11 protein-coding genes and 1 tRNA gene are annotated in these 12,232 nt (G+C 68.5%); 7 read left to right on the plus strand and 5 right to left on the minus strand.

Annotated features, from left to right (window positions below; genetic code table 11):
* Positions 1 to 174 precede the first annotated feature (174 nt).
* On the plus strand, positions 175 to 786 hold the full coding sequence (locus OG259_RS22345; RefSeq protein ID WP_328947149.1) for a DUF5819 family protein: 612 nt from the start codon (positions 175 to 177) through the stop codon (positions 784 to 786).
* Between the two features lie 67 nt (positions 787 to 853).
* Positions 854 to 1,957, plus strand: coding sequence for an HTTM domain-containing protein (locus tag OG259_RS22350; protein WP_328943875.1), 1,104 nt, complete (start codon positions 854 to 856; stop codon positions 1,955 to 1,957).
* A 475-nt stretch (positions 1,958 to 2,432) separates the two neighbouring features.
* Here the strand turns inward: OG259_RS22350 and OG259_RS22360 are convergent, their stop codons facing one another.
* Positions 2,433 to 3,368, minus strand: a complete 936-nt coding sequence (locus OG259_RS22360; protein WP_328943876.1) for an alpha/beta fold hydrolase — start codon at positions 3,366 to 3,368, stop codon at positions 2,433 to 2,435.
* A 127-nt stretch (positions 3,369 to 3,495) separates the two neighbouring features.
* On the opposite strand from OG259_RS22360, the gene OG259_RS22365 reads away from it, so the two are divergent.
* From OG259_RS22365 to OG259_RS22375, 3 genes are all read left to right on the plus strand, one after another.
* Positions 3,496 to 4,131, plus strand: coding sequence for a TetR/AcrR family transcriptional regulator (locus OG259_RS22365; RefSeq protein WP_328943877.1), 636 nt, complete (start codon positions 3,496 to 3,498; stop codon positions 4,129 to 4,131).
* A 126-nt stretch (positions 4,132 to 4,257) separates the two neighbouring features.
* Complete coding sequence (locus tag OG259_RS22370; protein WP_328943878.1) at positions 4,258 to 4,710, plus strand: GNAT family N-acetyltransferase; 453 nt, start codon at positions 4,258 to 4,260, stop codon at positions 4,708 to 4,710.
* Positions 4,711 to 5,194: 484 nt separating this feature from the next.
* The gene (locus OG259_RS22375) at positions 5,195 to 6,469 is read left to right on the plus strand and encodes a M23 family metallopeptidase (protein ID WP_328943879.1); all 1,275 of its coding nucleotides are present in this window, start codon (positions 5,195 to 5,197) and stop codon (positions 6,467 to 6,469) included.
* Between the two features lie 88 nt (positions 6,470 to 6,557).
* Here OG259_RS22375 and OG259_RS22380 read toward each other — a convergent pair.
* Positions 6,558 to 6,628, minus strand: a tRNA-Gly gene (locus tag OG259_RS22380).
* Between the two features lie 401 nt (positions 6,629 to 7,029).
* Between OG259_RS22380 and dcd the strand changes: the two genes are divergently transcribed.
* Together dcd and OG259_RS22390 are read left to right on the plus strand one after the other, a co-directional pair.
* The gene (dcd, locus tag OG259_RS22385; protein ID WP_315894033.1) at positions 7,030 to 7,605 is read left to right on the plus strand and encodes a dCTP deaminase; all 576 of its coding nucleotides are present in this window, start codon (positions 7,030 to 7,032) and stop codon (positions 7,603 to 7,605) included.
* A 13-nt stretch (positions 7,606 to 7,618) separates the two neighbouring features.
* Complete coding sequence (locus OG259_RS22390) at positions 7,619 to 8,116, plus strand: phosphoribosyltransferase (RefSeq protein WP_030323619.1); 498 nt, start codon at positions 7,619 to 7,621, stop codon at positions 8,114 to 8,116.
* A 70-nt stretch (positions 8,117 to 8,186) separates the two neighbouring features.
* Here OG259_RS22390 and OG259_RS22395 read toward each other — a convergent pair whose 3' ends face one another.
* The 3 genes from OG259_RS22395 to OG259_RS22405 all read right to left on the minus strand — a co-directional run bounded on the left by OG259_RS22395 (position 8,187) and on the right by OG259_RS22405 (position 12,188).
* Positions 8,187 to 9,068: a Yip1 family protein gene (locus OG259_RS22395; protein ID WP_328943880.1), complete on the minus strand. Its 882-nt coding sequence runs from the start codon at positions 9,066 to 9,068 to the stop codon at positions 8,187 to 8,189.
* A 262-nt stretch (positions 9,069 to 9,330) separates the two neighbouring features.
* Positions 9,331 to 11,592 carry a (Fe-S)-binding protein gene (locus OG259_RS22400; protein WP_328943881.1) on the minus strand — a complete coding sequence of 754 codons (2,262 nt, stop codon included), beginning with the start codon at positions 11,590 to 11,592 and terminating at the stop codon, positions 9,331 to 9,333.
* A gap of 107 nt (positions 11,593 to 11,699) precedes the next feature.
* On the minus strand, positions 11,700 to 12,188 hold the full coding sequence (locus OG259_RS22405) for a sugar transferase (RefSeq protein WP_328943882.1): 489 nt from the start codon (positions 12,186 to 12,188) through the stop codon (positions 11,700 to 11,702).
* Between the last annotated feature and the right edge of the window lie 44 nt (positions 12,189 to 12,232).

The following is a 12,232-nucleotide window of genomic DNA, read 5'->3' on the forward strand; positions in this document are numbered from 1 at the left end:
CCGCCGGTGAGAGACGCAGGGACTCAGGCGCGAGCAGCGCATACGCGAAGGACAGGGTGGGCGGTGTCGAGCGGAATCGAATCAGCGGCCGTGCAGGAACTTCAGCAGTGCGGTTCCGATCCGGCCCCCCTGCCACCAGAACACGACAGAGCGACCCCGCCGGACAGACGGCCCATGAGGGTCCGGGCACTGAGAGCGGGGCTGCGCACGGCCGTGGTCCTGTGTCTGGTGACCACGCTGGTCCATGTCGTCATGGTGTTCCTTCACGTAGCCCCCTCCAACCCCGTGTCGAAGCGGTACAGCCCGCAGGTCAACGGATGGGTGTACCCCCTTTTCGAGCAGAATTGGCGACTTTTCGCACCGGACCCCGATTCCTTCAACCGGAAGGTCCTGGCAAGAACTGCACGAACGGCCTCCGACGGATCGGTACGAGTGAGCCCCTGGTTCGACCTGGCCGCCGCGGACAATGCCGCAGTCGACCACAACGCATTTCCGAGCCACACGGCTCAGAACCTTTTGCGCCGCGCCTGGAGCTCCTATGCCGAGACGCACGGAGGAAGTGACACGGCACGCTCGGAACGGGCGGCGATGATGCAGAAGTACCTGCGCAATATCGCCGCGGACCGCTTCGCCGCCCGCCACGGTGGCGACACGTTCGACTTCGTTCAGCTTCGGGTCGTCACGACGCCCATCGCCGCCCCCGGCACCGCCGTCGGCGACCGCCCGCCGGTACCCACCGAGAACCGGCTCCTGCCCTGGTGGAAGGTGACCCCCCATGGGAAATGAGCAGCCCTCCCGGCCCTCCTCTGCGGCAGCCGCGCCCCAACCCCCGCCGAATCAGGGGACTTCGCTCATGGGTGCCGCCCATCAGTGGCTCCTCGGCCAGGTCAGCACTCTGTGGGCCCTCCTCACCGGCCGCCCGGTGTCCTTGTATGCCGCCTCGGTGCTGCGCATCGGCTACGGGCTGCTCTACCTGGTCTTCCTGCTCCGCGAGTTCCCGCACCGCGGAGAGATCTGGGGACCCGACTCCCCTTGGACGCCTGCGCTGGCGGAACAGCTCTTCGAGCAGACAGGCTGGAACAGCGTCCTGATCCTGTCTGACAGCCCCGCCTATTTCGAGTTCTGCTACGCGATGGCCGTCGTCACGTCCGTACTGTTCATCCTGGGCTGGCGGACCCGCGTCATGTCCGTCCTCTTCGCCGTCGTGGTGATCTCGTTCCACGCGAGGTCGATCTTCATGACGGACGGGGGCGACAACCTGGTCCTGCTGATGGCCGTGTACCTCGTCCTGACCGCGTGTGGTCGGCACTGGTCCCTGGACGCACGCCGCGACCGGCGCAAGTCGGCTCGTGCGGGCGACGTGCCCGAGCTGGTGCGGGGCTTGTACGCGCAGGAACTCCGCCACGCCCGCGTCACCTTGACCACCGTGGTGCACAACTGCGGCGTCTTCGTCATCGCCGCACAGGTCTGCTTCCTCTACGGATCGGCGGGCCTGTACAAGGTCCAGGGTTCCACCTGGGGCGGCGGCACCGCTCTGCACTACGCGCTGAACCTCGAACTGTTCCAGCCCTGGCCCGCGCTCTCCCACCTCGTAGACGATTTCCCGATGGTGATCGCCATCACCGGCTACGTCACGGTGCTCGTCCAGGTCGCCTTCCCGTTCGTACTCTTCGGCCGGCTCAAGTATCCCGTTCTTGCTGTGCTGCTCGGGATGCACATCGGCATCGCCGTACTCATGGGGCTGCCGCTCTTCTCCGGCGCGATGATCATCGCGGACGCCGTGTTCCTGCCCGACCGCTTCTACACCTTCCTGCCCCGACTGTGGCGCCGTGCGGCACGGCGCACCGGAATGCGGCAGGCGGCACCCGGCCGGGCCACAGGATCGGGATCCGTACCCGCACAGGGAAGACCGGAGCTACCCGCCCCGCAGGACCAGGTCGTTCCGAGTGGAGGGTAAAAGCGGTTCAGTCCACGCGATGGGCCCTGTGGCGGACTTCCCGGAGGCTGACCTCGGACGGGAGACGGTCCAGGCCTGCCGAGTCCCGTGCGCGTGCGAGCGTCTCCCGGCCGAGCCGCCCCAGGGTCTGCCGCGGTTGCGCGTCAGGCTCCAGCCAGAGGCGCACCCGCGCGACGCTATGGCGCCGCGTAGGTGGTGCGGGAGGAGTCCCCAAGAGGTCTAGACAACAATGAGCCCCAGGTCGCTGACCTGGGGCTTCATGCAAGAGCGGATGACGGGAATCGAACCCGCGCTATAAGCTTGGGAATCACCCGGCACTTGGGCGTGCATATACCCTCTGACCTGCCGGAATGTTCGGTAGCGGACCTGTCCCGGCCGCTTCTGCGAGCCCCTTGTCGACCGCTGTTCACCGCCCCGACTGGCACGTTGTGGCACGGCGCGGGCGTCGCCGACGCCGTTTCCCCCTGTCGTAGCCCTATGCGTCGACCGCAGCAGGGCCGAGGGAGTCGATGTCCTCCATGAAGGACAGCATCCGGGCGTTGACCACGTCGGGGTGGTCGATCTGCGGGCCGTGCCCCGTCGCGGTGATGATCTCGGCGCGGGCTCCGGGAACAAGGCGCGGAACGCGTTCCAGCTGCCGCTTGGGGTGTACGAGCAGGCTGTGCTTGCCCATGATGACGTAGAGCGGGGTCCGGATGGATCGCAGCGCGTCCTCGGTCAGCGGCAGCGGTGCGGGGCGGCGGATCCGGTACGCGCGGGCTCCGAGCTGGATCCACTTACGCATCTCGGGGACGGCGATGACCGGCTGGTCCAGCCACTTGGCGAGCCGGGGGCGCAGCGCCTTGGGGGCGAAGGTGGCGAACAGGCTCACGAAGACCCAGGCGAAGAAGCGCAGGCCGACCTTCTCCAGGCCGCCGGGGTCGAGGGCGGTGACCGAGGCGAGCCGTCCGGGCCGCCGGTGGGCTTGGTTGAGCACGAGCCAGCCGCCGTAGGAGGAGCCGACGAGGTGGACCCGGTCGAGGCCGAGAGCGTCGAGGGCCTCGTCCATCCACTGCGCGGCGCGCTCGGGTTGCCACATGGGCTCGCGGTGGACGCTGCGGTTGGCGTCGCCGGGGGTGTCGAGGGCGTAGACGGGGCGGTCGAGGCTGAGCCCGGGGGTGTTGGGGTACCACATCGCCGAGCTGTAGCCGGCGCCGTGGATCAGGACGATCGGGGTCCGGGAGTCGGCGGCGGGGTCCAAGGGGCCGTACCGGTAGACGTGGGTGGTGCCGAAGCTCGTCTCAACGTCCGTCTCGGAGCGGGCGGGTGCCCCCATTGCGTAGAGGACATCGGCGGCGGCGAAGTAGCGGTCGCGCAGGGTGTCGTTGACGTAGCGGCCGACGTCGCGTACGCGGGCGGTGTTCTCGGGCACGGCGGCACCTCCGGTGAAGATCCGTTCTTCGTGGTACGACCGTATCACCAATGTGGTACATCGGTATCATGAAGGGGTTCGGGTAGCGGAGCACGAACCCACCATCGACAGGCGGAGACACGGGAACATGCCGAAGCGTGTGGATCACGAGGAGCGGCGCGCCCAGATCGCCGAGGCGCTCATCCGGGTCGCGGGGCGGCAGGGGCTGCATGCCGTCGGCATGCGCGACGTGGCCGCGGAGGCCGGTGTGTCGCTCCGGCTCGTGCAGTACTACTTCGACACCAAGGAGAAGCTTCTCCTCTACGGCCTCCAGCACCTGACCGACCGCTTCACCGCGAGGGTGGGTGCCCGCTTGGCCGCTGTCGGCCCGGACCCGGGCCCGCGCGTCACGGTGGAGGCGCTGCTGCTGGCCTCGCTGCCGACCGACGAGGAGAGCCGCACGTTCCACCTGCTGTACAGCTCCTACGCGATCCTGTCGGTGACCGACGAGGCGCTGGCCGCCCAGCCCTTCATCGACAACCCCGACGCCGCGGAGAACGCCATGACCGGACTCCTCGAACAGGCGCAGGGGACCGGCCTGGCCGACCCGGACGCCGACGCGCGCACGGAGGCGATCAGCCTGCTCGCGATGGCGGCGACCATGGGCACCAGCATCCTCGTGGGCCAGCGGAGTCCGGAGTCGGCGATCGCGGTGCTCCGCCACCACCTGGACCGGATCTTCACGGCTGCCGGGACGTCCGAGAGGGGAGCGGGCTCAACCTGACGTGTCGCGAAGCACTCGCGCGCGGCGCAGAGTGTGGTACCGATCTGGACCGGTCCGACGGACGTGGAGTCGGGCGGGGTGTCGAATCGGGGATGAGGAGCGGCGCTGCCGCATGGGGGTCTCAGCGTGTTCGTAGCGAAAGAGGATGCATTCGATCCGGAGGAGATGCTGAGCCTCTACGACTCGGTCGGATGGGAGGGTTACACCCGCGACGTCGACAGGCTGTGCCGGGGCCTGGCCAACTCCCACCTGGTCATCACGGCACGAGACGGTTCGGGAACACTCCTCGGTCTAGCCCGGACGATCTCCGACGACGAACACATCTGCTACGTCCAGGATGTCGTGGTCAACCCTGCGTATCACCGGCAGGGCGTAGGCCGGTCCCTGGTCGAGCACCTCATGCGGCGGTACTCGCACTGCCGCTTCTTCCTCCTGTCCACGGACCACGAGTCGACACCCGAGGGCAAACGCAACCACGCGTTCTACCGGAGCCTGGGGTTCCTGTCGTACGAGGAGAAGGAGATGGCGGGCTTCGGACTGCCCAGGAACCGCCCCGACCTTCGCAATGCGGCGCCCTGACCGGATCTGACGCGGATCCCCACGTCAGCTGAGCACCAACTGCGGGCCATGCGGGGGCCCATGTGGTGCACAGGTGGTGTGAGGCTCGGATCTGGATCGGGCAACAAACAAGCCCCAGGTCGCTGACCTGGGGCTTTGTCATGGAGCGGATGACGGGAATCGAACCCGCGCTATAAGCTTGGGAATCACCGCTGCTTTGGCCGTCCATATGGCCTCTGACCTGCGGACAAGTCTCTTCGCGGGTCCTGTCGGGAGGCTCTGCTCGTACCCGTGGTGACCGCTGTTCACCGCCCTGGAGGGCACGGATGGGGCACGTACCGGCTCCCGCCCGGCGGCCCGGTGCGGCTGGACGGGTGTAGTTCGGCACCGGCCTCCGGCGCTGTGCGCGACGAGCGCCGCGTCGCCGGATTACATGGGCCTGCGCCCCGGCGCGGGGCGTGCCGGTGCCCTTCGCGGTCCCGGACCCGACGACTGGAAGAGCACCATGGCAGAGCGCCACCCTCGCAACCGCACCGGCCGCGGCCCGCTACGTCGCGGGCTCGCCGCCGCCGTGCTCGCGGTCGGCATGCTGACGGCTTCGACGACACCCGGATACGGCACAGGCGAGGCCGCGCCGGTGCCCGGCCCCCAGTTCACGCCGCTGACGGCGACGGTGATGACGGAACCGGCTCCGTTCATTGCCACGGACGGCAAGACGCACCTCTCGTACGAACTGCTCACCACGAACGCGCTGGCCAGCAGCGCACGGGTGCGGCTGGACCGTGTCGAGGTCCGGGACGCCCGCACGCACCGGGTGGTGGGATCGCTGAGCGGGCAGGCGCTGGCCGATGCCGCCAACCCGGTGGGCGCCCCCCTGCCCGGTGCGGACGGATACACGCCGGCGCCGCCGGGGCCGACGCCGACCGTGATCCCGGGCTCCCAGCAGTGGGTCGTCTGGATCGACCTGGCCCTCGACCGCGGCGAGCGGGTGCCCAAGGTCCTTGAGCACCACCTCTCTGGCGCCGTCCTCACCGCCTCGGGCTCCTCCCCGTTCGAGGAGACGGTCCAGATCACCCCGACCGACCGCACCGCGCCGCTGAACCTGGACGCGCCGGTCCGCCCCGGCACCTGGTACTCCAGCGAGTCGTGCTGCGGCAACACCCACCACCGGCGCGGCCTCGGCCCGATCAACGGTCGCTTCTACGTACCGCAGCGCTTCGCGATCGACTGGTACCGGGTCGGAGAGCAGGGGCAGACCTGGGAGGGCGACCCCGCGCGGCTCACCAGCTACCTGAGCTACCGGCAGCCCGTCGTGGCGGCGGCCGGCGGCCGGGTGGTGGAGGTCCAGGACGGGATCCCCGACAACACGCCGCCCGTCACGCCGCCGGTCCCGCCCATCGAGGAGACCGTCGGCAACCACGTCACCGTGGAGGTCGCGCCCGGCCGCTACCTCCTCTACGCGCACCTGAAGCCCGGCTCGCTCAGGGTCCGGGAAGGCGACCACGTCGAACCCGGCAGGGTCCTCGGGCTGATCGGCAACAGCGGCAACTCGACCACGCCGCACCTGCACTTCCAGGTGATGACGACGCCCGAGTTCTTCCCGACCGACAGCCCCCCGTTCACCTTCCGGAAGTTCCGCGTCGTCGGACATGTCGAACCCAGGCTCTGGGACGACAACCTGGGCCTGCAGCCCACCGGTGTCCTCCCGATCACGCCCTCGCCGTACGACGGACCCCACCGTGCGCGCTACCCGCTCGACCGCGAGGTCCTGGAGTTCTGACCCCCGGCCGACCCCACCGGTACGCGATACCTGAAGAGGCATGGACGACGATGAAGGCCCTGGTCAGAGACCAGGGCCTTCATTCGAGAGCGGATGACGGGAATCGAACCCGCGCTATAAGCTTGGGAAGCTCATGTTCTACCATTAAACTACATCCGCACAGCGGCCTGATGAACGGTGCCGCATCGTTGCACACTGTACCCCATGCGCCACTTGAGGCGAAGTTCATGCCTCCGCGCGCGCGGAGTGCCGCGTGGAGGGTGTCCCGTTGATCCCCTAATGTGGCTTCCCGTCCACCACATGTGTAGGGGAAGGGACTTGATGGGTCCGATGGAGCGCACCGTCGTCCGTTGTGCCGAAGGGCATGTGTTCAGTACCTCTTCGTTCCCGCTTCAGCAGCTCGGGACCGGGCGGATCGGGCCAGGACGGCTCATCCGGTGTCCCAGGTGTGCGCGGCTGCGGCACGCGGTGCCGGTGGAGACCGGGCGGCGCTGACGAGTGGCGGGGCGCGGACGCCTGCCGATTGGGGCAGGTCCGCGCCCTCTGCGTATCGTGGGGGCGTGCTTCTCTCAGACAAGGACATCCGGGCCGAGATCGATGCCGGACGGGTGCGCATCGACCCGTACGACGAATTCATGGTGCAGCCCTCGAGCATCGACGTGAGGCTTGACCGCTTCTTCCGGGTGTTCGAGAACCACCGCTACCCCCACATCGACCCCGCGGTCGAGCAGCTCGACCTGACCCGTGAGGTCGAGCCCGAGGGCGACGAGGCGTTCATCCTCCACCCCGGCGAGTTCGTGCTCGCCTCGACCTACGAGGTCATCAGCCTCCCCGACGACATCGCGTCGCGGCTGGAGGGCAAGAGCTCCCTCGGCCGGCTCGGGCTGGTCACGCACTCCACCGCCGGGTTCATCGACCCCGGCTTCTCCGGGCACGTGACCCTGGAGCTGTCGAACCTCGCCACCCTGCCGATCAAGCTCTGGCCGGGCATGAAGATCGGGCAGCTGTGCATGTTCCGGCTGAGCTCGCCCGCCGAGTTCCCGTACGGCAGCGAGCGGTACGGCTCCCGGTACCAGGGCCAGCGGGGGCCGACGGCCTCCCGCTCGTTCATGAACTTCCATCGGACCCAGGTGTGAGGCGGTCGCAGGCATGAGTGAAGTACGCGAGAACCTGACGTACGAGGGTTTCGGGCGCGCCGTGCGTGAGCTGGCGCAGACCATCGCCGACGACGGCTACGAGCCCGACATCGTGCTCTCCATCGCCCGTGGCGGCGTCTTCGTCGCCGGCGGTCTGGCCTACGCCCTCGACTGCAAGAACATCCACCTCGTGAACGTGGAGTTCTACACCGGTGTGGGCACCACGCTGGAGATGCCGGTCATGCTGGCGCCCGTGCCCGACGCGATCGACTTCAGCGACAAGAAGGTGCTCATCACCGACGACGTCGCCGACACCGGCAAGACCCTCAAGCTCGTCCACGACTTCTGCGTCGACCACGTCGCCGAGGTCCGCTCCGCCGTCATCTACGAGAAGTCCCACTCCCTCGTGAAGTGCGAGTACGTGTGGAAGAAGACCGACGAGTGGATCAACTTCCCCTGGTCGGTCGAGCCGCCCGTCGTCAAGCGCGAGGGCCAGGTCCTCGACGCCTGATCCCCGGCACAGCGCGCGAAGAGGCCCCCACCGCACCGGTGGGGGCCTCTTCGCGTCTCGTTCCCGTCGGTCAGAGCGTGCCGAGCTTGATCAGGCTCAGCAGCGCCACCAGCTGGATCGCCGACGCGCCCAGCGCCTTCGGCCACGGCAGGTCGTGCGAACGGCTCACCATCATCGTGAAGAGCGCTCCCGCCGCCAGCCAGGTCAGCCAGCCGATCACCTGGACCAGGCCGTTCTCGCCGCCCAGGAAGAGCGCGAAGACCAGCCGCGGCGCGTCCGTGATCGACATGATCAGCATGGACAGGCCCACCGTCGGCTGCCAGGCCCCGTCGCCGCCCAGCTGGCGCGCCAGCGTGTGCGTCACCGCGCCCAGGATCAGACCGCCGACGACGAAGCCGAGGGCGGTCATCAGGATGTACGGAATCGCGGTCGACAGGGGTGCGTCGATCGCCTCGGCGCGCGCCTTGTCGAAGCCGAAGATCGCGAGCAGTCCGTACAGGAAGGTGACGACCAGCGCAGGGCCCCAGACGGCGTGGTCCCGCATCCGCAGGAACGTGTCCGCAGGACGAAGCACGATGCCGCTCAGGAGGGGCTTCCACGGGAGCCGGGGGCCCGTCGGTACGGGGGCGGCGCCGGCGTGGTGGGGCGCGGCGCCGGCGTAGGGGTCGTCGACGCTGAACATCTGGGTGTGGCCCGGGTTGTTCGCCGTCGCCGCGTGCGGGTGCTGCGGCTGGCCGTAGGGCTCCCCGAAGTACTCCGGCTCCCCGTAGGGCTGCCCGCCGCCCTGCTGCTGCCTCTGGTGTCCCTGCTGCCCCTGCTGCCCCTGCGGTGGCTGTTGCCACTGCTGCTGCGGGTACGGCGGCGGGGCCGCGTTGTACCCGTACGGCGCCTGCTGCGGTTGATTGTGCGGGGGGCGGTTGTCCCGGCCGCGTCCGTTCCTGAATCCAGCCACGTCGTCGAACGTACCCGCTTCCGCCGTGCGGGCGCTCCCCGGACCTGTCCTTGCCACTGAGCTGTGACATCCCCTAGGGGGTGGCCAGGGTCGAACCACGCTGTGACACGGTCGGCGGGCAGGCTCGGGGTCGCTGCCATAAATCCGACGTATCAGCTCAATGTCGTACTCGTAGCGTCGGAGATGTCGGCGACGGGGGCCTCCGGCACGACGAAAAGGGCCGCCCCGCGCTCACGCGCGGGGCGGCCCTTTCACATCGGGCTCAGGCAGCCGGTTCCGGCTCCGGCTCCTCGGCCGGCTCCGGCTCCGGGTCCACCGGGGTCTTCACCGATTCGAGCAGCAGCTGGGCCACGTCGACGACCGTGACGGACTCCTTGGCCTTGCCCTCGTTCTTCTTGCCGTTGACCGAGTCGGTCAGCATGACCAGGCAGAACGGGCAGGCGGTGGAGACGATGTCCGGGTTGAGGGACAGGGCCTCCTCGACGCGCTCGTTGTTGATGCGCTTGCCGATCCGCTCCTCCATCCACATCCGCGCGCCACCGGCGCCACAGCAGAAGCCGCGCTCCTTGTGGCGGTGCATCTCCTGCTGACGCAGGCCGGGGACGGCCGACATGATCTCGCGCGGGGGCGTGTAGACCTTGTTGTGGCGGCCCAGGTAGCACGGGTCGTGGTAGGTGATCAGACCGTCGACCGGGGTCACCGGGACCAGCTTGCCCTCGTCGATGAGGTGCTGGAGCAGCTGGGTGTGGTGGATGACCTCGTACTCGCCGCCGAGCTGCGGGTACTCGTTGGCGATGGTGTTGAAGCAGTGCGGGCAGGTCGAGACGATCTTCTTCGCCGACTTCGGCTTCTTCGTCGACTCGTCCTCGTCGTCCTCGCCGAACGCCATGTTCAGCATCGCGACGTTCTCCTGCGCGAGCTGCTGGAACAGCGGCTCGTTGCCCAGGCGGCGGGGGGAGTCACCGGTGCACTTCTCGTCGCCGCCCATGATCGCGAACTTGACGCCCGCCATGTGCAGGAGCTCCGCGAAGGCCTTGGTGGTCTTCTTGGCCCGGTCCTCCAGGGCGCCGGCGCAGCCGACCCAGTAGAGGTAGTCGAACTCGGAGAGGTCTTCGACGTCCTTGCCGACGATCGGGACCTCGAAGTCGACCTCCTTGGTCCACTCGACGCGCTGCTTCTTCGCCAGGCCCCAGGGGTTGCCCTTCTTCTCCAGGTTCTTGAGCATCGTGCCCGCCTCGGACGGGAACGCGCTCTCGATCATCACCTGGTAGCGGCGCATGTCGACGATGTGGTCGATGTGCTCGATGTCGACCGGGCACTGCTCGACGCAGGCGCCGCAGGTGGTGCAGGACCACAGGACGTCGGGGTCGATGACGCCGTTCTCCTCGGCGGTGCCGATGAGGGGGCGCTCGGCCTCGGCGATCGCCGACGCGGGGACGTCCTTGAGCTGCTCCTCGGTGGCCTTCTCGTTGCCCTCCATGTCCTTGCCGCCGCCCGCGAGCAGGTACGGCGCCTTGGCGTGCGCGTGGTCGCGCAGCGACATGATGAGGAGCTTGGGGGAGAGGGGCTTGCCGGTGTTCCAGGCGGGGCACTGCGACTGGCAGCGGCCGCACTCGGTGCAGGTGGAGAAGTCGAGGATGCCCTTCCAGGAGAACTGCTCGACCTGGGAGACACCGAAGACGGCGTCCTCGGCCGGGTCCTCCCAGTCGATCTCCTTGCCGGCCGTCGTCATCGGCTGGAGCGCGCCGAGGGCGGTGGATCCGTCGGCGTTCCGCTTGAACCAGATGTTCGGGAAGCCGAGGAAGCGGTGCCAGGCGACACCCATGTTGGTGTTCAGCGAGACCGTGATCATCCAGGTGAAGGACGTGACGATCTTGAGGCACGCGAAGAAGTAGGTGAGGTACTGGATCGTGCTCAGGTCCAGGCCGTCGAGCAGCGCGATCAGCGGGTACGAGGCGAAGAAGCCCGGCTCCCAGCCGGTCACGTGGTGCTGGACGCCTTCGAGGGCGCGCAGCGTCATGATGCAGACGCCGACGATCAGGATGACGGCCTCGACGAAGTACGCCTGGCCGGTCTTCGAGCCGGCGAAGCGGGACTTGCGGCCCGCCTTGGTCGGCTTGCTGAGCTGCCGGATCACGATGAGCGTCACGATGCCCAGGACCGTCATCAGACCGAGGAACTCGGTGAAGATCTCGTACGGCAGCCAGTCGCCGATGATCGGGATCAGCCAGTCGGCCTGGAAGAGCTGGCCGAAGGCGTTCACGATCGTCAGGAGCAGCGAGAAGAAGCCCACCGCGACGAACCAGTGCGCGAAGCCGACGATGCCCCAGCGGTTCATCCGGGTGTGGCCGAGGAATTCCTTGACCAGGGTGATGGTGCGCTGGGTGGGGTCGCCGGTGCGCGTGCCCGCGGGCACGGGCTGGCCGAGGCGCACGAACCGGTAGATCTGCACGGTGGCACGGCCGAACAGCGCGACGGCCACCACCGTGATGACGATCGACACGACGATCGCGGCGAGTTGCATGAGGGGCTCCTCGGGCGGGCCTACTAAGCGGTAACTTATGGAGTCCGTGCTGAGATTACCCGTTCGGGGCCCCGTGCTGTAGCGGCGCTCGCGGTGATCTGTGTCGCTCAGGCAAACCTTGCCGCGCGACGCCTGCGGACTGCTGGAAGCGTACGCGCCAGGATCGTCAGATCCATCCCCAGCCAGTGGTGGTCCACATAGTGGAGGTCGAGCAGCTCACGCTCCTCCCACGGCAGGTCCGAGCGGCCGCTGATCTGCCACGGGCCGGTGAGCCCGGGGCGCACGGAGAGCCGACGACGTCCCTCGCCCGCGCACTCGCGGTGGCCCGGGGTCAGTGGACACGGTCCGACCAGCGACATCCGGCCGCCGACGACGTGCACGAGGAGGGGCAGCGCGGCCAGCGGGCTCTTCGTGCGGAAGGTCAGCATCGTGAAGGGTTCTCCCTCCAAGCCTGCCACCGTGCGGCGGCGCAGCACGCCCCGGCCGGGGGTGGTCGAGCCGAGGGCGACCGAGAGGGCGACGGCGGCGAGCAGAGGGGACAGCACGACCAGGAGGGCGAGCCCGCCCACCACGTCGAACGTGCGCTTGGCCGTCATTCCCCACACCCTTCCGAGCGACGAACGAGAATCATGGGATATTC

This window comes from Streptomyces sp. NBC_00250, assembly GCF_036192275.1.
Classification (GTDB): domain Bacteria; phylum Actinomycetota; class Actinomycetes; order Streptomycetales; family Streptomycetaceae; genus Streptomyces.

What these genes read in the sequence shown, in the direction of transcription:
- OG259_RS22345 (WP_328947149.1), top strand. Translation starts at nt 175, where the DNA reads ATGAGGGTCCGGGCACTGAGAGCGGGGCTGCGCACGGCCGTGGTCCTG.
- OG259_RS22350 (WP_328943875.1), top strand. Translation starts at nt 854, where the DNA reads ATGGGTGCCGCCCATCAGTGGCTCCTCGGCCAGGTCAGCACTCTGTGG.
- OG259_RS22365 (WP_328943877.1), top strand. Translation starts at nt 3,496, where the DNA reads ATGCCGAAGCGTGTGGATCACGAGGAGCGGCGCGCCCAGATCGCCGAG.
- OG259_RS22375 (WP_328943879.1), top strand. Translation starts at nt 5,195, where the DNA reads ATGGCAGAGCGCCACCCTCGCAACCGCACCGGCCGCGGCCCGCTACGT.
- OG259_RS22390 (WP_030323619.1), top strand. Translation starts at nt 7,619, where the DNA reads ATGAGTGAAGTACGCGAGAACCTGACGTACGAGGGTTTCGGGCGCGCC.
- OG259_RS22400 (WP_328943881.1), bottom strand. Translation starts at nt 11,592, where the DNA reads ATGCAACTCGCCGCGATCGTCGTGTCGATCGTCATCACGGTGGTGGCC.
- OG259_RS22405 (WP_328943882.1), bottom strand. Translation starts at nt 12,188, where the DNA reads ATGACGGCCAAGCGCACGTTCGACGTGGTGGGCGGGCTCGCCCTCCTG.